Origin of the sequence: Candidatus Pelagibacter communis (assembly GCF_001179845.1) — a bacterium.
Classification (GTDB): domain Bacteria; phylum Pseudomonadota; class Alphaproteobacteria; order Pelagibacterales; family Pelagibacteraceae; genus Pelagibacter; species Pelagibacter ubique_Q.
Genome location: NZ_CVSB01000026.1, coordinates 22996 through 43690, shown reverse-complemented (window position 1 = coordinate 43690; position 20695 = coordinate 22996). Strand labels below are relative to the sequence as shown.

General features: G+C 31.1%; 25 protein-coding genes. 19 read left to right on the top strand and 6 right to left on the bottom strand.

Annotated features, from left to right (window positions below; genetic code table 11):
* The first annotated feature begins 11 nt into the window (after positions 1-11).
* The 6 genes from AMN81_RS01640 to AMN81_RS01615 are packed head-to-tail and all read left to right on the top strand — an operon-like array spanning position 12 to position 6861.
* Positions 12-581, top strand: a complete 570-nt coding sequence (locus tag AMN81_RS01640; RefSeq protein WP_072090401.1) for an NAD(P)H-dependent oxidoreductase — start codon at positions 12-14, stop codon at positions 579-581.
* Complete coding sequence (locus tag AMN81_RS01635; RefSeq protein WP_072090400.1) at positions 553-1026, top strand: hypothetical protein; 474 nt, start codon at positions 553-555, stop codon at positions 1024-1026. The genes AMN81_RS01640 and AMN81_RS01635 overlap by 29 nt, the downstream gene beginning before the upstream one ends.
* Before the next feature lie 57 nt (positions 1027-1083).
* On the top strand, positions 1084-3516 hold the full coding sequence (locus tag AMN81_RS01630) for a GcvT family protein (protein ID WP_072090399.1): 2433 nt from the start codon (positions 1084-1086) through the stop codon (positions 3514-3516).
* Entirely contained in the window at positions 3516-4265 is a 750-nt protein-coding gene (locus AMN81_RS01625) for an electron transfer flavoprotein subunit beta/FixA family protein (protein ID WP_072090398.1), read from the top strand. The genes AMN81_RS01630 and AMN81_RS01625 overlap by 1 nt, the downstream gene beginning before the upstream one ends.
* Positions 4265-5218 (top strand): electron transfer flavoprotein subunit alpha/FixB family protein, encoded by a 954-nt coding sequence (locus AMN81_RS01620; RefSeq protein WP_072090397.1) that lies wholly within the window; start codon positions 4265-4267, stop codon positions 5216-5218. Before AMN81_RS01625 ends, AMN81_RS01620 begins: the two co-directional genes overlap by 1 nt.
* Positions 5219-5241: 23 nt before the next feature.
* A complete protein-coding gene (locus AMN81_RS01615) occupies positions 5242-6861 on the top strand; it encodes an electron transfer flavoprotein-ubiquinone oxidoreductase (protein WP_072090396.1) in 1620 nt (539 codons plus the stop codon).
* On the opposite strand, the gene AMN81_RS01610 is transcribed toward AMN81_RS01615, so the two are convergent.
* Together AMN81_RS01610 and hisI are read right to left on the bottom strand one after the other, a co-directional pair.
* Complete coding sequence (locus tag AMN81_RS01610) at positions 6862-7236, bottom strand: DUF2237 family protein (RefSeq protein WP_072090395.1); 375 nt, start codon at positions 7234-7236, stop codon at positions 6862-6864.
* Positions 7237-7704: a phosphoribosyl-AMP cyclohydrolase gene (gene hisI / locus AMN81_RS01605; RefSeq protein ID WP_072090394.1), complete on the bottom strand. Its 468-nt coding sequence runs from the start codon at positions 7702-7704 to the stop codon at positions 7237-7239. It lies immediately after the preceding gene.
* A gap of 77 nt (positions 7705-7781) precedes the next feature.
* Between hisI and folE the strand changes: the two genes are divergently transcribed.
* From folE to AMN81_RS01560, 10 genes are all read left to right on the top strand, one after another.
* A complete protein-coding gene (gene folE, locus AMN81_RS01600) occupies positions 7782-8402 on the top strand; it encodes a GTP cyclohydrolase I FolE (RefSeq protein WP_072090393.1) in 621 nt (206 codons plus the stop codon).
* A gap of 1 nt (position 8403) precedes the next feature.
* Positions 8404-9405 carry an MDR family oxidoreductase gene (locus AMN81_RS01595; protein WP_072090392.1) on the top strand — a complete coding sequence of 334 codons (1002 nt, stop codon included), beginning with the start codon at positions 8404-8406 and terminating at the stop codon, positions 9403-9405.
* Positions 9405-10292 (top strand): LysR family transcriptional regulator, encoded by an 888-nt coding sequence (locus tag AMN81_RS01590; RefSeq protein WP_072090391.1) that lies wholly within the window; start codon positions 9405-9407, stop codon positions 10290-10292. Before AMN81_RS01595 ends, AMN81_RS01590 begins: the two co-directional genes overlap by 1 nt.
* A gap of 124 nt (positions 10293-10416) precedes the next feature.
* Positions 10417-11445, top strand: coding sequence for an extracellular solute-binding protein (locus tag AMN81_RS01585; protein ID WP_072090390.1), 1029 nt, complete (start codon positions 10417-10419; stop codon positions 11443-11445).
* A 6-nt stretch (positions 11446-11451) separates the two neighbouring features.
* Positions 11452-11637: a hypothetical protein gene (locus AMN81_RS06345; RefSeq protein ID WP_075536367.1), complete on the top strand. Its 186-nt coding sequence runs from the start codon at positions 11452-11454 to the stop codon at positions 11635-11637.
* 87 nt (positions 11638-11724) lie between these two features.
* Entirely contained in the window at positions 11725-12270 is a 546-nt protein-coding gene (locus tag AMN81_RS01580; protein ID WP_072090389.1) for a peroxiredoxin, read from the top strand.
* Between the two features lie 40 nt (positions 12271-12310).
* Positions 12311-13930 (top strand): ABC transporter permease, encoded by a 1620-nt coding sequence (locus AMN81_RS01575; protein ID WP_072090388.1) that lies wholly within the window; start codon positions 12311-12313, stop codon positions 13928-13930.
* Positions 13927-14988, top strand: a complete 1062-nt coding sequence (locus tag AMN81_RS01570; protein ID WP_072090387.1) for an ABC transporter ATP-binding protein — start codon at positions 13927-13929, stop codon at positions 14986-14988. The genes AMN81_RS01575 and AMN81_RS01570 overlap by 4 nt, the downstream gene beginning before the upstream one ends.
* A 12-nt stretch (positions 14989-15000) precedes the next feature.
* Positions 15001-15687, top strand: coding sequence for an AzlC family ABC transporter permease (locus AMN81_RS01565; protein WP_072090386.1), 687 nt, complete (start codon positions 15001-15003; stop codon positions 15685-15687).
* A complete protein-coding gene (locus AMN81_RS01560; RefSeq protein ID WP_072090385.1) occupies positions 15684-16001 on the top strand; it encodes an AzlD domain-containing protein in 318 nt (105 codons plus the stop codon). The genes AMN81_RS01565 and AMN81_RS01560 overlap by 4 nt, the downstream gene beginning before the upstream one ends.
* On the opposite strand, the gene AMN81_RS01555 is transcribed toward AMN81_RS01560, so the two are convergent.
* On the bottom strand, positions 15994-16677 hold the full coding sequence (locus AMN81_RS01555) for an MBL fold metallo-hydrolase (RefSeq protein WP_072090384.1): 684 nt from the start codon (positions 16675-16677) through the stop codon (positions 15994-15996). The two genes, AMN81_RS01560 and AMN81_RS01555, sit on opposite strands and share 8 nt — an antisense overlap.
* 22 nt (positions 16678-16699) lie before the next feature.
* Here AMN81_RS01555 and AMN81_RS01550 point away from each other — a divergent pair, with 22 nt between their 5' ends.
* A complete protein-coding gene (locus tag AMN81_RS01550; protein WP_072090383.1) occupies positions 16700-17137 on the top strand; it encodes a DUF4396 domain-containing protein in 438 nt (145 codons plus the stop codon).
* Between the two features lie 5 nt (positions 17138-17142).
* Here AMN81_RS01550 and AMN81_RS01545 read toward each other — a convergent pair whose 3' ends face one another.
* Positions 17143-17670 (bottom strand): cytochrome b, encoded by a 528-nt coding sequence (locus AMN81_RS01545; protein ID WP_072090382.1) that lies wholly within the window; start codon positions 17668-17670, stop codon positions 17143-17145.
* On the opposite strand from AMN81_RS01545, the gene AMN81_RS01540 reads away from it, so the two are divergent.
* Entirely contained in the window at positions 17665-18132 is a 468-nt protein-coding gene (locus AMN81_RS01540) for a c-type cytochrome (protein ID WP_072090381.1), read from the top strand. The genes AMN81_RS01545 and AMN81_RS01540 overlap by 6 nt on opposite strands.
* Before the next feature lie 13 nt (positions 18133-18145).
* Positions 18146-18673, top strand: a complete 528-nt coding sequence (locus AMN81_RS01535; protein WP_072090380.1) for a hypothetical protein — start codon at positions 18146-18148, stop codon at positions 18671-18673.
* A 283-nt stretch (positions 18674-18956) separates the two neighbouring features.
* Here the strand turns inward: AMN81_RS01535 and AMN81_RS01530 are convergent, their stop codons facing one another.
* Both AMN81_RS01530 and AMN81_RS01525 read right to left on the bottom strand, forming a co-directional pair.
* Entirely contained in the window at positions 18957-19814 is an 858-nt protein-coding gene (locus AMN81_RS01530; RefSeq protein ID WP_072090379.1) for an NAD(P)-dependent oxidoreductase, read from the bottom strand.
* Positions 19815-19828: 14 nt separating this feature from the next.
* On the bottom strand, positions 19829-20695 hold the full coding sequence (locus tag AMN81_RS01525; RefSeq protein WP_143312054.1) for a DMT family transporter: 867 nt from the start codon (positions 20693-20695) through the stop codon (positions 19829-19831).

Here is a 20695-nt window from a genome sequence, read left to right as displayed (position 1 = left end):
AATTTTATAAAATGAAAAAAATTTTCCTGGTGTATGGGCACTACAATGACAATTCATTTAATGCAGCAATTCGAGACGAATTCGTTAAGCAATCAAAAGCAAATGGAAATCAGGTAGATGTTGTTGATTTATATAAAGAGAAATTTGATCCTGTTTTTGCTGGAGAGGAACCTGATCAAGAAGTTTTAGATCATAGAAAAAGAATTGAAGATTGTGATACTATTGTACTAATTGCTCCAATTTGGAACTTTAGAATGCCAGCGATAGTTGAAGGTTGGATTGATAAAGTATTGGCACCACCTTGGGCTTTCAAATTTAAACAGTTGGTAGGAAACTACGGTTATCCAATCGGAAACTTAAAAGCTAAAAAAGCTATAATTTTTTGCACATATGGTTCACCAAGATTGGCAATCACTACATTTTTCTTAAACTTGCCAATTAGAAGGTTAAAACGAGGAGTGTTTCATATGTGTGGCATATATAACATTGTCTATAGAAGATATTTTGCAGTACCCTTTGTAAGTGATGCAAAGAGACAAGAATTTTTAAGCGATGTTAGAAAAACTGCTAATAATCTCTAAAGTTTTAATATTATTTTTTTTCTCTATTTCATTTTCTAAAGCTGAATTATTAAGCCCTAATAGTACAATAAGCCCTAAAGAAGTTGTTAAAATTCAACTTAGTGGACTTCAGCAAAATGATCTTGATTACAAAGATAGTGGTATCGAACAAACTTGGCAATTTGCACATCCAAACAACAAAAGGGTTACGGGGCCATTAAATAAGTTTAAGATGATGATAAAAAGTGACTCTTATAGCATGATGATCAATCACCTGAGTCACACAATAACTGAACTTGGAAGTAGTGACAAATGGGCTCAATTTGAAGTTATCATTCTTGATAAAGATAAGATTTATCACAAATTCAATTGGCAAGTCGAAAAGTACACCTCCGAGGGCACTTTAAAAGACTGTTGGTTAACCACAATGGTATCTAGCCCAATCCCCCTTGGAAGCTCAATCTGATTGTCCACAGATACATTTTTGTTTCGTAACAATTAAAAATTTAGTAGGAATCGCAGAATGAAAACAAAAACTAAAGTTGTAGTAGTTGGTGGAGGAGTTGTAGGGGTTAGTGCACTTTATCACTTAGCAAAAAAAGGCTGGTCTGATGTTGTTCTAGTTGAGAGAAAAGAATTAACATCAGGATCTACTTGGCATGCTGCAGGTTTGCTTCCTTTATTTAATATGAGTTATTCAGTTGGACAACTTCATAAATACGCAGTTAATCTTTACAAAACATTAGAGGAAGAAACTGGAAAAAATGTTGGCTTTAGTGTGGTTTCAAATATTCGTCTAGCAAGCACAAAAGATAGAATGGATGAGTACCATCAATACGCAGGTGTTGCTCGAACTATTGGAGTAGATGTTAAATTTTTAAAGCCAGAACAAGTAAAAGAAATTTGGCCATTATGTCATACAGATGATTTGGTTGGCGCAATACAACACCCTGAAGATGGATATATTCAACCAGCAGATTTAACACAAGCATTAGCAACTGGTGCAAGAAATAGAGGAGCTGAAATTTATAGAAATACAACTGTTCTATCAATGAGACAAACTAAAGAAGGATGGGTTGTAGAAACAGATAAAGGATCAATAGAGTGCGAACATGTTATTTCATGTTCAGGAAATTTTGCACGACAAACAGGTGAAATGGTAGGATTGGATATTCCAGTCATACCTGTTGAACATCAATACATTGTTACAGAACCACATCCCGCAATTCAAAAAAGAAAAAAAGATGGATTACCAGAAATGGGTGTCTTAAGAGATAGTGATAGTAGATGGTATATGAGAGAAGAAGCTGGAGGACTAATTTTAGGTCCTTACGAAGATGGTGCACCAGCTTGTTATGTAGAAGGGCCATCAAAAAATTCAGAATATGAATTATTTCAAGAAGACTTAGACAGATTAGCTCCACACATTGAAGGTGCAATTCATAGAGTTCCTGCGTTTGGAGAAGTTGGAGTTAAGAAAGTTTATAATGGAGCAATCTGTTATACTCCTGATGGAAATCCAATTGTTGGACCAGCTTGGGGACTTAAAAATTTTTGGATTAATGAAGGACATAGTTTTGGAATAACAGCAGCAGGTGGTGCAGGCTGGCAGTTAGCAGAGTGGATCGTTGATGGCGAACCTACAATTGATATGTTAGGAGTTGAACCAAGACGTTACGGAAACTACGCAACTAAATCTTATTTGAAAGTAAAAAATGAAGAAGCATACAGCCATGTATTTATTGTTCACTATCCAGATGAAGAAAGACCAGCGGCAAGACCATTAAGAACGGCTCCTTGTTATGAACGAATGAAAAATTTAGGTGCTGTGTTTGGTCAGAAGTTTGGATGGGAAAGACCTAATTTTTTTGCAACAGACGGAATGGAACAAAAAGATGATTGGTCATTTAGAAGATCGAAATGGTTTGATGCTATTAAAAAAGAATGTCAAAATGTTAAAGAAAACGTAGGTCTTTTAGATATGACTGCGTTTGCAAAATGCAGAATTAGGGGACCTAAAGCAGAGGAATTTTTAGATTATTTAGTTGCAAACAAGCTTCCTAAGAAAGTTGGAAGAATAAATTTATGCCATGCTTTGAACACTAAAGGTGGAGTGCATTCAGAATTTACAATAATGAAAGAAGCGGAAAATAGTTATTACCTAGTTTCTGCTGGAGCAAATTTAAGATTAGACCATGATTGGATACAAAAATGGATGCCAGATGATGGGTCTGTAATATTTGAAGATCTAACAAATAGCACAGGAGTTCTGGTAGTAGCTGGTCCAAAAGCAAGACAATTAATGCAAAAGGTATCAACAGACGATTTTTCTAATGAAAATTTCAAATGGTTGACTGCTAAAAATGTAAATGTTGGCTATGCTCCAGTAAATGCAATGAGAGTAAACTTTGTGGGTGAGCTTGGTTGGGAACTACATCATCCAATTGAATATCAAAACCATATTTTTGACAAATTAATGGAAGCGGGAAAAGATTTAGGAATTAAACCTTTTGGAATTAGAGCAATGAATAGTTTAAGAGTAGAAAAATCTTATAAACTAGTTGGTACAGAATTATCAATTGAATACTCACCATATGAGTCTGGTCTTGATAGATTTGTTCATCCAAATAAAGGAAACTTTATTGGGTTAGAAGCACTTAACAAATGGAGAGAAAAAGGTTTTGATAATAAATTGGTTACTTTAGAGGTTCATAATACTAAAGATGCAGATGTGCTTGGAAATAATCCAATTTTTAAAGACGGAAAAGTTGTTGGAAGAGCAACCGGGGGTGAATTTGGTTTTAGATTAGATAAATCAATAGCTCTTGCAATGGTTAAGCCAGATTGTTCGAATGTGGGCGACAAATTACAAGTTGATATATTAGGTGAAATGTACGACGCTACTGTCTTAGATGAGAGTCCATATGATTCAGAAAATAATTTATTAAGAGCTTAATGAAAATTTTAGTAGCTGTAAAAAGGGTTATTGATTACAACGTTCAAATCAGAGTTAAAGAAGATGGAACTGGTGTAGTTACTGACAATGTAAAAATGTCAACCAATCCTCCAGATGATAATGCAATAGAAGAGGCTGTAAAAATTAAAGAGGCTGGTAAAGCTACAGAAGTAGTTGCAGTAACTGTTGGAGAAGAAAAAGCTCAAGAAACAGTTAGGAAAGCTTTAGCAGTTGGTGCAGATAGAGGTATTCATGTAAAAGTTGATGGAATTCTAGAGCCACTTGCTGTTTCAAAAATTTTACAAAAAATAGTAGATAAAGAAAAACCAGATTTAGTATTTATGGGCAAACAAGCAATTGATGACGATTGTAATCAAACAGGCCAAATGTTGAGTGCTTTATTGAATTGGCCACAGGCAACATTTGCCTCAAAAATTGATGTAAAAGAAAATAAATTAGAAGTAACCAGAGAAATAGATGAAGGTCTTGAAACAATTGAAATAAATGTTCCAGCTATTGTAACTTGTGATCTTAGGCTTAATGAACCAAGATATGCATCACTACCAAATATAATGAAGGCTAAGAAAAAACCTATAGAGGAAATTGCTGCTTCTGATTTAGGTGTGGATGTATCACCAAGATTAGAACAATTAAAAGTAGAGGAACCTCCAAAAAGAAAAGCAGGTATAAAAGTAGCAAATGTTGCTGAATTAGTTCAAAAGTTAAAAAATGAGGCGAAGGTAATTTAATGGCAGTTTTACTTATAGCAGAACACAATAATAAAGAATTAAGACCATTTACTCTTAATGCAGCTACAGCAGCGTCTCAAATCGATTCAGATGTTCATGCTGTAATTATTGGTCAAAATTCTGCAGATGCTGCAAAACAATTATCTGAACTTCCAGTAGTAAAAAAAGTATTGAGTGTAGAAGGAGCTCACTATGAAAACTTCACAGCAGAAAATTTTGCTCCAGTGATTGTTAAATTAGCAGAAAATTATTCTCACATTGTTTGTTCAGCAAATACATTTGGAAAAAATTTGATGCCACGAATTGCAGCTCATCTTGACACATCGCAAGTAAGTGACATCATTAAAGTAATATCACCAGATACTTTTTTAAGACCAATTTATGCCGGTAACGCTTTTGCAACAATTAAGAGTAATGATGCTAAAAAGTGCGTTACAATCAGACCCACTTCTTTCGATCCATGTGAGAGCACAGGTGGATCAGCCCCAATTGAAAAAGTGGATGCTAGTGAAGAGTTTTCAAATACAAAATTTATCAAAAGAGAAGAAATTAAATCTGATCGACCTGAACTTGGAACAGCAAGAATTGTTGTATCAGGTGGCAGAGGAATGCAAAGTGGGGATAATTTTAAATTAATTACAGAAATTGCTGACAAGCTAGGTGCAGCAATTGGAGCATCAAGAGCAGCAGTAGATGCTGGATACATAAGTAATGATCATCAAGTAGGTCAAACAGGAAAAGTAGTGGTGCCAGATCTATATATCGCCGTCGGAATTTCGGGTGCCATTCAGCATTTAGCAGGAATGAAGGAAAGTAAAGTTATAGTTGCAATTAATAAAGATGGTGAAGCGCCAATCTTTAGTGTTGCAGATTATGGACTTGAAGCTGATTTATTTGAGGCACTGCCTCAGTTCATGGAAGAGCTGAACAAATTAAACACTATACAAAAATAATCCTTACAGTTAAAAACTAGAGTATGTCTAGAGAATCGATGGAATATGATGTTGTAATCATTGGTGGAGGACCATCAGGATTATCAACTGCAATAAAGTTAAAACAATTAGATCCAAATCTAAATGTTTGTTTATTAGAAAAAGCATCGGAGATTGGAGCTCATATTTTAAGTGGAAATGTATTTGAAACGCGTGCTCTAGATGAATTACTACCAAATTGGAGAGAATTAAATTCTCCAATCAAAACAAAAGTAACTAAAGAAAAATTTTTATTTTTAGCAAAAACCAAATCTTTAAGTTGGCCAACTTGGCTCCTACCTGCAGTGCAACAAAATCATAAAAATTATATTATTAGTCTTGCAAATCTATGTAGATGGCTTGCTGAACAAGCTGAGAATTTAGGTGTAGAGATTTTTCCAGGATTTCCAGCAAGTGAAATTTTATATAACGAAGATGGATCTGTTAAAGGTGTTGCAACTCAAGATATGGGTATAGACAAAGAAGGTAATAAAAAAGATAGTTTTGAACCTGGTATTGAACTTTTAGGTAAAGTAACTGTTTTTGCAGAAGGTTGCAGAGGCCACTTAGGCAAACAACTTATTGAAAAATTTGAACTAAACAAAGGTAAAGATCCTCAACAATACGGAATTGGTTTCAAAGAAATTTGGGAAATAGAGGATAAAAATCACGAAGAAGGCTTAGTTATGCATACAGCTGGATGGCCATTAGATAACAATACATATGGTGGTAGTTTTATGTATCATGCAGAAAATAAACAAGTTTTTCTGGGCTATGTAATTGGTCTAGATTACAAAAATCCACATTTATCACCTTATGATGAATTTCAGAGGTTTAAAACACATCCAGCAATAAAAAAAATAATAGAAGGTGGAAAAAGAATTTCTTACGGTGCAAGGGCTTTAATTGAAGGTGGATTTCAAAGTTTACCAAAAATGTATATGCCTGGAGCTTTACTAGTTGGTTGTGACGCTGGAACTTTGAATATGCCAAAAATTAAAGGTTCTCATACAGCGATGAAAAGTGGGATCATTGCAGCCGAAACTATTAATGAACACTTAAAAGAAAACAAGGATTTATCAATTTATGAAGATAAATTTAAAAATAGTTGGTTATATAAAGAGCTTTATGAAGCCAGAAATGTAAAACCTAGTTTTAGCTGGGGATTAATTTTAGGAATAATTTTTACAGGTATCGATCAAATTTTATTTAGAGGAAAACTTCCTTTTACCCTTAAACATAAACATGCTGATCATGAAACATTAAAACCTGCAAACCAAATGCCTAAAATAGATTATCCAAAATATGATAATGTTATAACTTTTGACAAAACAAGTTCAGTGTATTTAACTGGAACCAATCATGCAGAAAATCAGCCGGTTCATTTAAGACTTAAAGATCCTGATTTACCAATCAATTATACATTAGAAAAATTTGATGAACCTGCTCAAAGATATTGTCCTGCAGGAGTTTATGAGGTTCAAAAAGAAAATGATGTAAATAAATTTGTAATTAATTCTCAAAATTGCATTCATTGTAAAACATGTGATATTAAAGAACCTTCTCAAAATATAACTTGGGTTACACCGGAAGGAAGTGGTGGTCCAAGATATGGAAATATGTAATTAAGATAAGTCTATTGCAAACTTTTTCAAAGTTTCGATAGGTACATATTTAAGAGTGTTTTCGTGGGTTCTTTTCAAAAATATTGGACACCCTTTACCGGCTTCAACTGCTCTTGCATACCAACTAGCACACAAACACCATCCATCTCCGTCTTTTAAACCTGGAAACCCAAATTCAGGATGTGGAGTAATTAAATCGTTACCTGCTTCTTTCATCCACTCTAAGCATTCGGTAGTAACTTTAGCACAAACTGTATGAAGTCCATGATCATTCTCGTCCGTGTTACAACAACCATCACGAAACCAACCTGTTAAAGGATCATTTGAACATTCTTCTAGATCTTCACCTAGAACATTTTTTTGCTTCTCGCTCATTTAAATTTTTGTAGGATTTGGCTGACCTTTATAAACTTCGTCAGGGTCGAATTTTTTTTCTTTCTCAAGAAATTCCATTTCAACTTTTCTTCCATTTTCTATTGGTCCCATAGGAATAGATCTATAAAAACAAGATCTATAACCAACATGACAACTAGCTCCATCACCAATATCAACTGTTAACCATATTGAGTCTTGATCATCATCAATTCTTATTTCAGTAACCTTTTGTGTAAAACCACTTGTTTTACCTTTGTGCCAAATAGCTTTTCTTGATCTGCTAAAATAGTGTGCCTCTTTAGTTTCAATTGTCTTTTTAAGAGCTTCTACATTCATATATCCATGCATTAAAATATCTTTAGTTTTTGAGCACATAGTAATAACTGGGATCAACCCATCATTATCAAATTTGGGTGAAAGAAGATTTCCCTCTTCAATATCGTAGATATTTTCTCTTTTTTTGAACATAAGAGGTGATTATGTAGCACATATCTAAATATATTAAATATTTTTAAATTAAGGTAATTACTGTATAAAAAGGCGCTATGAAATTAGTAAAAGACACAGACGACAAAAATATAGACACAAAAAAAGTCTCAGATAAAGAAGCTGAAGAGGCTATAAGAACCATTTTATCTTGGATGGGTGAAGATCCTAAAAGAGAAGGGTTGTTAGAGACTCCTAAAAGAGTTGTAAAAGCATTCAAAGAATATTTTCAAGGTTACAATGAGGATGCAAAAAAAGTATTAGATAAAACTTTCGGCGATGTTGAAGGTTATAGTGACATGGTTGTTCAAAAAAATATATCAGTTCAAAGTCACTGCGAACATCACATGGCTCCAATTATAGGAAAAGCTCATGTTGCCTACATACCTAATGAAAGAGTTGTAGGATTAAGCAAAATTGCAAGAGTAGTTGAAATATTTTCAAAGAGATTACAAACGCAAGAAAGATTAACAGTTCAGATAGCAAATACTTTAATGGAAGCTTTGGATGCAAAAGGTGTAGCAGTTACAATAGATTCAACTCATCAGTGTATGACTATGAGAGGTATTAAAAAAGAACAAGCAACAACAGTAACTAATTTTTACTTAGGCCAATTTAAAGAAGATTTAAGTTATCAAAATAGATATTTACGATTTATCAGCACTACGTTAAAAGATTAAAGTGTCCGATCAATTCAAAGCAATAGTCCTTAACCAAGAAGGCGAAAATTTTTCGCGAGAAGTAAAGTCTTTAGATAAAAGTTTTTTGAAACATGGGGATGTAACAGTAAAAGTAGAATATTCAGATTTAAATTTTAAAGATGGAATGATTCTAAAAAATGGAGGAAGATTAGTTAAAGAATATCCTCATATTCCAGGAATTGATTTTTCAGGAAAAGTTATTGGAAGTGATAATCCTAAATTTAAAGAAGGTGACGAAGTAATACTTACCGGATTTAGAGTAGGGGAAGTTTTTTTTGGAGGGTTTTCACAAATTGCAAAAGTAAGTGGAGATTTTTTAGTTAAAAAACCAGATAGCTTGACAAGCAAACAAGCAATGATTTTAGGAACAGCAGGTTTAACTTCTTTAATGAGTGCTTTTGCTATTCAAGCAAGAGAAAGTATTTTGTTAGGAGAAAAAGTTAACGATGTTTTGGTAACTGGTGCAACAGGTGGAGTTGGCAGTGTAGCTGTGATGGCTTTAACAAAATTAGGATATAATGTAACTGCAGTAACTGGAAAAGATTCTAAATCAGATTATTTAAAATCATTAGGAGCTAAAAACATTATAAATAGGGCTGAATTTGATAAAGACCCAAGACCAATAGACAAAGGTTTGTGGGATGGTGTAGTTGATACTGTTGGTGGAAAAATTTTAGCAAATGCAATTGCTCAAACAAAATCAAATGGAATAATTGCAGTTTGTGGAAATGCAAACAGCAATGAGCTTAATACAAATTTACTTCCTTTTATGTTAAGAGGTATTAAAGTTTGGGGAATGGACTCTGCTAATTGCAGTATTAAAAGAAGAGAATTTATTTGGGCAGAGGCTCCAAAATTAATAGATTTTGATTTACTAGAAAAATCAGTTTTAACAGTAAATTTGGAAGAATTGATTGAAACTTATCCAAAAATTTTAAAAGGTGAAATTTCAGGAAGGGTATTAGTTGATTTAAATAAATAATGGATTGGGACAAATTAAAAATTTTTCATGCAGTAGCTGAGGCAGGAAGTTTTACGAATGCTACTGTCAATTTAAATCTTAGCCAATCAGCAATTAGTAGACAAATTCAATCATTAGAACAAGATTTAAAAGTTCAATTGTTTGAAAGACATGCAAGAGGATTAACTCTTACAGAAAATGGCGAATATGTATTTAAAACAGCTCATGAAGTAATTAGTAAGCTTAAAGAAGTGGAAACTTCATTAGGAGATCAAAAAAATAAACCAACAGGTAAATTAACAATTACTACTGTTAGAAGTTTTGGAACTCACTGGTTAACACCAAGAATTCAAGAATTTATGAGACTTAACCCTGAAATTGAAATCGAATTAGTTTTTGATGATAAAGAATTAGATTTAAGTACTCGACAAGCTGATATTGGAATTTTCATGAGAAGACCAAAACAACTTAATTATATTCAGAAAAAATTAGTTGATATTAAATACTATATTTACGGATCAAATAAATATTTAGAAAAAAATGGAATGCCAAAAACAATAGGTGATTTAAATAAACATAAATTTATTTCTTTTGGAAAAGGTGCTCCTTCTCCAGTTTATAACCCTGATTGGGCGTTAAAAATTGGAATGCACGATGGAAAGAAAAGAAAAACAATAATGAAAGTAAATAGTGTAATGGGATTATTGTTAGCTGTTGAGTCAGGTGTTGGATTAGCAGCTCTTCCAGAATATTTAGTATCAAATTCTAATAACGTAATTAAAGTACTTCCAAAAGTAGAAGGGCCTATAACAGAGGCACACTTTGTGTACCCGCAATCCTTAAAAAACACAGCTAGAGTTCAAGCTTTCAGAAATTTCTTATTCAGTAAAATTGGCGACTGGAAATAGAGAAAAATAGCAAAACCCCTTAAATTATTAATAAATTTAAAGCTGCGACACTATTGCGATTGATAATCATTCTCATTGAGAATAGTTCTCATTCTCAAAAATAACGTAATAATTAAGGAGTTTAATGAGAAAATTATCAATTTTAGCGTTAATTACATCTTTATTTGTATCAACTTTTGCGATTGCGAATGAGGTAAATGTATTTAATGCAAGGCATTATAAGGCTGATGCTGAAATGTATGGAAAATTTACAGAAGCCACAGGAATTAAAGTAAATTTAATTAATGGTAAATCAGGAGCTTTAGAAAAAAGAATAGCCGAAGAAGGAGCAGATTCTTCAGCTGATCTTTATATTACTGCGGATGCTGGAAGATGTGGTGCTATGGATGCAAAAGGTTTGCTTCAAGGTGGTTTATCATCTGCAACAATTAAAGCATCTGTTCCAAAAAACTTCAGAACCAATAAATGGGTTGGAGTAGCAAAAAGAGCAAGAATTATTTATTATTCACCTGAGAGAGTTAGTGGAGCTGAGTTATCAGGTTTGACTTATGAAGGTTTAGCTGATCCAAAATGGAAAGGTAGATTGGTAATAAGAAAATCTAGCAATATTTATAATAAATCTCTTGTAGCTTCATTAATTGCAAATAATGGAAAAAAAGCTACAGCTGAATGGGCAAAAGGTGTTGTTGCTAACATGGCTAGAGACTCTAAAGGAAACGATAGAGCTCAAATTATGGCAGTAGCAGCTGGCGAAGCTGATATTGCAGTAGCTAACACTTATTATTTAGCACTTATGCTTTCAGGTAAAAAAGGTGCTGAACAACAAGAAGCTGCAAAAAAAGTTAAAGCGTTTTTCCCAAATCAAAATGATAGAGGTACACACATGAATATTAGTTGTGCTGCTTTAGTTAAAGGCGCACCTAATAAAGCAAATGCGATTGCACTTGTTGACTTTTTATTATCACCAGAGTCTCAGGAACACTTTACAAATAATACTTTTGAGTTTCCAATGATTGATGGTGTTTCTCCAAGTCCACTAGTTGTGAATAATTTAGGGTTAGATTTTAAACAAGATTTAACAACTAAAGTTTCAACTTATGGAAAAAATCAAGCTGCTGCATTAGAAGTTATGACAGCTGCTGGTTGGAAGTAACACATAGTGAAAAAGAATTTATTTAATTTTGATTTAAGTAATTCTTCTGTAATGAGCGGTTCACTTGAGGGTCAGATAACATGTGAACCATGCTCATCAGAGTGTGAAAAGATTAAAAGAAAAATAAATAATAGAAAATTATCTGAGATTGAAAAAGACGAGGCTCTAGACATCCTCACTCCTTTTAAATGATGATATATTTCTTTTTAGACGGTGCCCACGTCACTCTCCTTTAGGATCTTTACCCTTTCCTAAAAATTGTCGTGGGCATTAAAAAATATGATTGAAGGATTTAAAATACCCCAAGTAACTTTTAGAATCAGAGAAGGTGATACTTCGGATAATGAAATTGCATGTGCAATTGGTGGGAAGTGGACAAATAAATCTACTGATGATTTTTTTAAAAATAAAAGAGTAATTTTATTTAGTTTACCCGGTGCATTTACACCAACATGCTCCTCTCAACAATTACCTGGATTTGAAAAAAATGCTGATGAATTAAAAAAACTTGGTATAGACGAAATTTATTGTTGTTCAGTAAATGACTCATACGTCATGAATGCTTGGGCAAAAAAAATGGGTATTTCTAATGTTAAAGTAATACCAGATGGATCAGGACTTTTTACAAAATATATGGGAATGTTAATCTCCAAAGACCATGATGGATTTGGCCAAAGAAGTTGGAGATATATGGCAGTTATTAATGACGGTATTGTTGAAAAATGGTGGCAGGAGCCTGGAATTAATAATTCAGGCACAGATGATGACCCGTATATAGAAACAACACCAGAAAATACACTAAAATACCTTTCTGCATCAAAGTAAAATCATATTAAAAAAATTTTTTTATATTATAAAACCCTTAATGTTAAAGAATTTAAATATCTGGTTTCTATCCTCTTTATTGGTGTCAGTAGGCGTATTAATTCCAATCGTTACAGTTTTTTTTAGTTTTTTTGAAGAAACCTCAAATTATTATCAAGTATTAAAAGATACTTTTTTATTTGAATATATTTTTAATTCTTTCACACTACTATTCTGTGTTTTAATCTTAACATTTATAATAGGTACTGCATCTGCATACTTGGTTTCATTTTATAAATTTCCTTTTAGTGATTTCTTTAAATGGGGTCTTATACTTTCTTTCGCTGTTCCACCTTACATTTATGCATATTCTTTGACGGCCTTTTTTGAAAATTATGGTACAGCTTTTACAATTTTGACAAATTTATTTGGAGAAGGGGAATACAACAAGCATATCCCAAAGTTCGATGGTGTCCTTGGAGCGGTACTTTCCCTTTCATTTTCATTATACGCTTATGTATATATTCTCTCTAGAGCATCATTTTTATATCAATCTCAAAACTTAATTGATTTAGGAAGAAGTTTAGGTTTTTCAAAATTTAAATCTTTATATTCTTTAATATTACCAGCTGCCAGGCCAGCTATAGTTGCTGGGTTATCTCTTGTTGCGATGGAAACATTAGCAGAATTTGGTGCAGTTGATTTTTTTTCAATAAACACCTTAACCACTGGAATTTATAATTCATGGATTACATTTGATGACTTGGCTTTTTCAAATAGATTGTCCTTTTTCTTACTAATATTTATATTTGCATGTTTTATAATTGAAAATTTTTCTAGAAAAAAAGCTAAATACCATTTTAATTCAAGAGGTGGATTTAAACAAAAAGAAAAAATTACATTGTCTGGAAAAAAATCTTTTTTTGCATTTTTGTTTTGTTTTATAATTTTCTTTTTAAGTTTTTTATTTCCTTTAAGTCAAATGTTATATTGGACAATTAAATTTCCAGAAAATCTTTTTGATATTGATGTAATTTCACTTACTTTAAATACAATTTATTTGGTGATTTTATCTAGCATAGTCTTGATTTTATTTTCTTTAATTTCAAATTATGGAAATAGAGTTTCTAGAAATAGGGTTTTAAATTTTTTATCAACTATATCTATATCAGGTTATGCTATTCCAGGTGTTATTTTAGCCGTAGCATTTATTACTTTTATTGCTTGGTTTGATGAAAACATTGTTAAAACTCTTGGATTTCTGTCTATTAAAAAAATCTTTATTGGTTCTGTTCTTGGTCTTGTTTTAGTTTATTTTGTAAGATTTTATTCATTAGCATTTAATGGAATTAAGTCAGGCTATGAAAAAATAAATATTTCAGTTGATGAAAGTTCATATCTACTCGGTTACTCCAAAAAGAAAACCTTCATGAATATTCATGTTCCTTTCTTAAGAAATTCTCTTTTATTTGTAGCTATATTGATTTCTCTAGAAATAATAAGAGAGTTACCAATAACCCTTATTTTAAGACCATTTAATTTTGAAACTTTTGCAACAACAGCTTATATATCTGCATCTGAAGATTTGTTAGAAGCTGCTGCAGTTCCATCATTATTTTTAATTTTAATTGCAACTATATTTATTATGTTTACATCTAAATATATTCTAAGAGAAAAATGAAAAATAATTTTTTAGAGATTACAAATGTTGATTTCACAATTGGTGGAAAAATCAAAGTTAAAAACGCTTCATTTGTAATTGAAAATGAAGGAGAAACTTTATGTATTTTAGGTCCTTCAGGAATTGGAAAAACAACAATCTTAAGAACAATTGCTGGCTTAGAGAATGTTGAGAAGGGTTTAATTAAATTAAATGGAAAATTAATATCTTCTAAAGATAAACATGTTGAGCCTGAAGATAGAAATGTATCTTTAGCTTTTCAAGATAACAGCTTATTTCCTCATTACACAGTTGAAAAGAATATATTGTTAGGCGCTGAGAGAAATAAAACAAAAAAGAAAAAAAAACTAACTTTTAAAGAGATCATTAATTTACTTGATATTTCAAAAATACTTAAAAAATATCCGCATGAAATAAGCGCTGGAGAAGCGCAAAGAGCTTCCCTTGCAAGATCTTTAATTACACAACCTGATCTTTTGTTGTTAGATGAACCATTATCGAATGTAGATCAAAGTTTTAAAGAAGAAATTCAAGTAAGATTAAAAAAAATTTTAAGCAAATTAAAGATTACTACAATAATCGTTACTCATGACTCTTACGAAGCTTTTTATTTAGGACACAAATGTGCGATCATATTAGATGGCCAAATAAAACAGTTTGATGATCCTTATAATGTTTATCATTTTCCAAACTCAGTCGAAGTAGTAAATTTTTTAAATCGTGGAATTTTAATTCCAGCAAAAGTAACAGGAGAAAACTCATTAGAAAATGATGATCTTGGAACAATTAAAGGTAATTTTATTAAGCATTATCCAAAAGGTTCTAAGGTACAACTTTTATTACAGCCAGAAGACCTTGAGCACGATGATAAAAGCAATCTAAAGCTAGAAGTAGTAGATCGAAAATTTAGAGGAACAAACTTTATTTATACTTTAAAAACCAACAGCGATTTATTAATACCAGTTTTTGTTCATTCCCATCACGAACATCAACATGAAGCTGACGAAAAGTTTGGAATTAAAAGACCGATTAATATTGATCACATAGTTTGTTTTTAATAAAACAACCAAATGCTTACCAAAAAACAATTATTCACTCGAGGGATGTTGGATATTTCTCCACATATGCTTTCAGTAATTCCATTTGGAATAATTTGTGGAGCAATCGGTGTTGAACTTGGATTTCACCCGTATTTAGTCTACGCAATGTCTTTCATAATTTTTGGAGGAGCTTCACAAATAGTATTTTTACAATTGTTATCAGGGGGTGCATCTAGTTTAGTTGCAGTTGCTTCTGTTGGTATTATAAATTCTCGACATTTATTATATGGAGCAGTTTTATCTGAGTATTTAGAAAAATTATCTTTTTTTAAAAAATTGTTAATTTCATATATCGTTGTAGACCAAGGCTTTGCAGAGTCTAATAAGTTTTTCAAAAAAAATAGAAGTGAAGAATTTTTACATTATCATTTAATTGGTACTGGCTGCACAATGTGGGTTTGTTGGCAAATTGCAACCTTATCAGGTATTGTTTTAGGATCATTTGTTCCAGAGGAACTCGGATTAAAATTTGCAATTCCTTTAACGTTTATAGCAATTGTTGTTCAGGATTTAAAAAAATTAGATCATGTAATTGTAATGATTACTTGTGGTTTAAGTTCTCTGTTATTTTTTGATGCTCCATTTAAATCCTACATAATTATTTCACCAATAATTGCTTTATTTGTAGCTGCACTATTGTTGAGGTTAAAAAAATGACACTTACTGCAATTATTTTTGCTGGAATATTAACGTACCTCACCAGAATGACTATGATCGCTTTAATAAGTAGAGATATGTTGGGAGATAAAATTAAAGCAGTGTTAGAATATGTTCCTTCTGCAGTATTCCCAGCAATAATATTTCCAGGAATATTTATAAATGATTTTGGAACTTTTATAGAAATGAATGATCCCAAAATTTTTGGAGCATTAGTTGCTGTTATTGTAGGTTATTTTTCAAAAAATATTATTGCAACAATTTCAGCTGGATTAGTCTCTTATTGGTTTTTAATATTTGTAGTATTTAATTAGCACCTAATTTTATATTTCTACTTACATTGATATCTATCAATTTTGGTTTTGCTAAATTAAGATTTGACATAAGCTCAACATATTCATCAACATTTTTAACCTGCAATCTTGGGTTACATTTTTTTTCATTACCAATTGTACTAGATTCTTTGCCGTTATAATCATGGCCTGGATATAAAATGGTGTCCTCAGGTAATTTTAACAATTTATTAAAGATCGAGTTATAAGCATCCTTCGAACTACCATTTTGAAAATCAGTTCGACCGGTGCCATTAATTAAAAGAGTATCTCCTGAAAATAAATAGTTATCCATTAAGAAACTATAACTGTCTGAAGTATGACCTGGTGTATACATTGCTTTAATTTCTAATTGATCAATTTTTATTATTTCATCATCTTTTACTTTAATTTCTACAGCATCAGCAGGCGTGTGTTCTCCCATAAGTGTAGAGCAATTTGTTACTTGCTTTAGTTTACTTGCACCAGTTACATGATCAGCATGAATATGAGTATCTATTACTTTGACTAGTTTTAATTCTAATTCATTTAGAATACTTATATAGCTTTCAACATTTTCAATTACCGGATCGATTATAACGGCCTCGCGACCTTTTGCCGAAGCGATAATATAAGTATATGTTGAAGATTTTTCGTCAAATACTTGTTTAAAGATCATTAAATATTATTATCAAATAATTATGAGTACCTCTACATTTCATTGGTCTTGTAAACACACTTGGAAACGCAGCGCAAAAAATACTATGTGGTGTGTAATTGGTTGTTCTATAGGTGATTTTGGGACAATTTTATTTTTTCAATTAACACAAATACCATTTCCTATTTTAGCGATTATGATTTTAGCTATTATTAATGGCTTAATCACAAGTATAATCCTTGAAACTATTATTCTTATTAAGCAAGGTTTCTCATTTAATGGAGCCTTAAAAACTGCGTCAGGTATGAGTTTGATTTCAATGCTAAGCATGGAAATAATGATGAACCTTACAGACTATTTATTAACTGGTGGAGCAATTTTAACATGGTGGGTTGTACCGATAATGTTGATTGTTGGATTTTTAACTCCATGGCCATATAATTATTGGCGTCTTAAAAAATTTGGAATTAATTGTCATTAATAAATTTAAAGCATTCTTTTTAATAAATTATCATTAAAAAAAATTTTATGTACTATCACAGCCAGTACATGAATTGAAATTAGAGCGATCATAAAATAATTAGATAAAATATGAATTTCATAAAATTGATCAGCTAATCCAAAATTATCTTGAATTTTTATTTCTTTAAATAAAATTATTAATGTTTCTCCATTAAATAATTTTTTTAAAATCCCTGAAATTGTGATTGATAAAATTGTCACATATAAAAGTAGATGATTTAATTTTGCTAAAAACTTTTGTCCTTTAAAAATACTAGGTTCTAATTTTGGTGTAGGATTAAATATCTTAATAAGTAATCTTATTATTACTAAGTAAAATAAAGACAATCCTATTATGATATGGATATTTTCAATATTAATTCTTTGTTCACCAAAGTCTAAATCTACAAGATAGAAACCAAGTGGAATTTGAATAAATAGTAGTAACGCACTAACCCAATGCAAAATCTTTGAAATAACACCATACTCTGTTATGGTATTTTTTATATGCATACTTTAGTTAAACACATAAACAGTTCTTTTAAAATATTTTTATTATCAACAATTATTTTATTAATTGGGTTTAATTCAAATGCAGAGATGACTGCTGAGGAAATCATTAAAAATAGACAAGCCTTGTTTAGTAAAAACTATCGAACAGCAAAAAAAGTTAAGTCATTAACTTCAAATCTTGATTTTGAAGATGCTGTATTATTAATGAATGAAATGAGTGAAAATTATAGAGTGTTATCTGAATTATTTCCTGATAATACAAAAGAAGGATTTGATACCGAAGCGTTACCCATAATATGGGAAGAAAAAGATAAATTTACCAAATTAATGCTAAAGGCTTCTGATGATATGACACAACTTGCGTCTATAATTGAAGATGCTGACGATGTGGGGGGCGTCCTTACTAAATTGATGTGGAGTAATTGTAAGGCTTGTCATAATAGGTACAGAGAAGAACATTAAGTACTAAGTTAGAATGATACCTCAAAAAGTTAAAGATCATATTGAAGAATATATTAGCCAAGAAGTTTACGTTCAAATAGCTATAATTAAGGGCAAAGAAAAGGTTTCAACAGAAACAGCTATTGATAAATATTTTAATACAAATCACTTTAGAGATTTTTCTGAAGGTAAACCTTATTTTCATTTCATTGATGGATTAAGAGATAAATGCCTTGGAAAACTTAAGAATTCTCCCATGAGAGACAAGGCAACAGAGGACGAAACTATAAAATTATTACAGAAAAAATTAAATGATTTAACTGATGATGAGCTTGAAGACACTTATTGGGAAATAGAAACAGGAGAATTTTTTTCAGGAGAGCAAATAAAAGAATTAGAAAAAAATTGCAGTGAATTAATTAAAGACCTAAATCTTTCAAATAAAGATAAAAAAGAAGTTCAAAAAACCATCATGAGTTTTTGTGAAAACTATGAAAAGTTATGTCAAAAAAAATACCCAGAAGCTCCACTTCCACTAGAAATATTAAAATCTGTAAATTAGTTTTTAAAGGGTTCGCTCTTTAAGTGTATACCTAAAGAGCTCCCTTGTATCGCCTCTTTGGCATTATAATTCCGAGAGGAATTTATTTTTTGTTATATTTTTGAAATATGAGCTGTTCAGCTAAGTATCAGGTGGTGAAAGTATTAACATAAACCTCCTTCTATAAAAAGGTAATTATAATTTATACAATTTCAATTTATTTATTTTAATTTTGAGTAAATATATTTATTGAATACAACCTAGTGCTTTAGTAGATTCCCGGTAACTTAAGTTGCTTCTTAAATTATTTTTTATTTATTAATTCACTTATAAAATTTTCACCGTAACCATCATCAACAGCTTTTTGAAAATAATTTTTATTTACCTCTGCAACTTTTTCAGCTTCAGGAAAATCTTTTAACAAGTCTTGAATATAAGTTAAATCTTTTACAGAATTACTTGCCGTAAATTTAAATCCAGTAAAATCACCTTTTAAAAGATTGTCAAAAACTCTATTGAGTGCTGCAGAATTTCCAGAACCAAGTTTTGCAACATCAAATACTTTTTTTAAATCTAAACCCATTTCTGTAGCACTTTTAGCCAAATGATTAACTAATGCAGCATTTCCAAGGGATAAAAAATTATTTAAAAGCTTAGATTTTGCTCCCATTCCAACAGTCCCAAAATGAAAATATTCTTTACAGAAAAAATTAAAGTATGGTTCAGCAATTTTAAAATTTTCATCTGACGCTCCAACAATTCCTCCCAATATACCTTCCTCTGCTTGAACAGGTCCTCCCATTACAGGACATTCAACATAATTAATATTTTTTGCTTTGAATATTTTCTCAGTTTCCATTGAGCCAGTTTTATTGTGAGTAGTGATATCAATAATTAAAGTTTTACTATCTAAAATATCAGATATTTTTTCAGAAATTAGTTTTGCTATAGGAGTGTTGGTAACACACATAAACATCGCATCTAAATTTTTACTAGAAAAGTCTTCAAAAGATTTTACTTCCTCAGCTCCATCGCTGATAATTTTCTCAATTGGTTTTCTATTTTTATTAGCAATTACAAAAAGCTTATTTTTATGTTTTAAAATATTTTTAGCTATTCCATAGCCCATATACCCAACACCAATAAAACCGATATTTTTCATTTAAACCTCACTATTTAACTTTTCTTTTTACCTTCTGTTCTTATAAACATTATACCAAAAACAATAATTCCTATTACACCAACAATTTTATTATAATCAAACGGTACACCAAAAATTAAGAAATTAATAATTGTAGACCAAACTAATTGTGAGTATTGAAAATTAGTTACAAATGACAAATTAGAAAGTTGTATTGCATATATAATCAAAGAATGACTTACAAAACCTGCCACACCAAGAATTACTAAATAAAGCCAAAAGATATTTTTCTCTAATGGCACCCAATTAAAAAATATAAAAATACTAAAAATTATTGCACCTAAGATTGAAGTATAAAATATAGCAGCAAATGGATCGTTATCACCTGATACAACTTTAGTAAAAAATTGATAAAGAGCCCAGCAAATTGGAGGAACAATAGGGAATATTAAATCTAAACTAAATATTCTCATACTTGGACCTAGTGAATAAACAATCGAGCTAAAGCTCAATAACATTAAAAGTATACCTTTTGTACTCAATATATCTTTTAGGAAGTATGCTGAAAGCAACGAGACGATCAAAGGCGCTGTGAAGAAAACAACATAAATATCTACCAAGTCAAATTTCTGTAAAGAATAAAACATAAAAGAGGTGGCAGTCACCATTAATATCGATCTAATTATTTGGACTTTAAAATTTTTTTTTAAATTTACTTTTGGCTTAAAAATTAAAAAAAATATAATTAAAGATACCAAGTGAAAAAAAAACCTCCCCCAAATTGCTTGAGTAACTGGCATTACTGTTCCAAGATATTTTGCTGTAGAGTCCATACAAACAAACATAAAAAATCCACCAGCGGCTAATAAAATTACGTTAATTAAGGATGTTTGTCGAGGCAC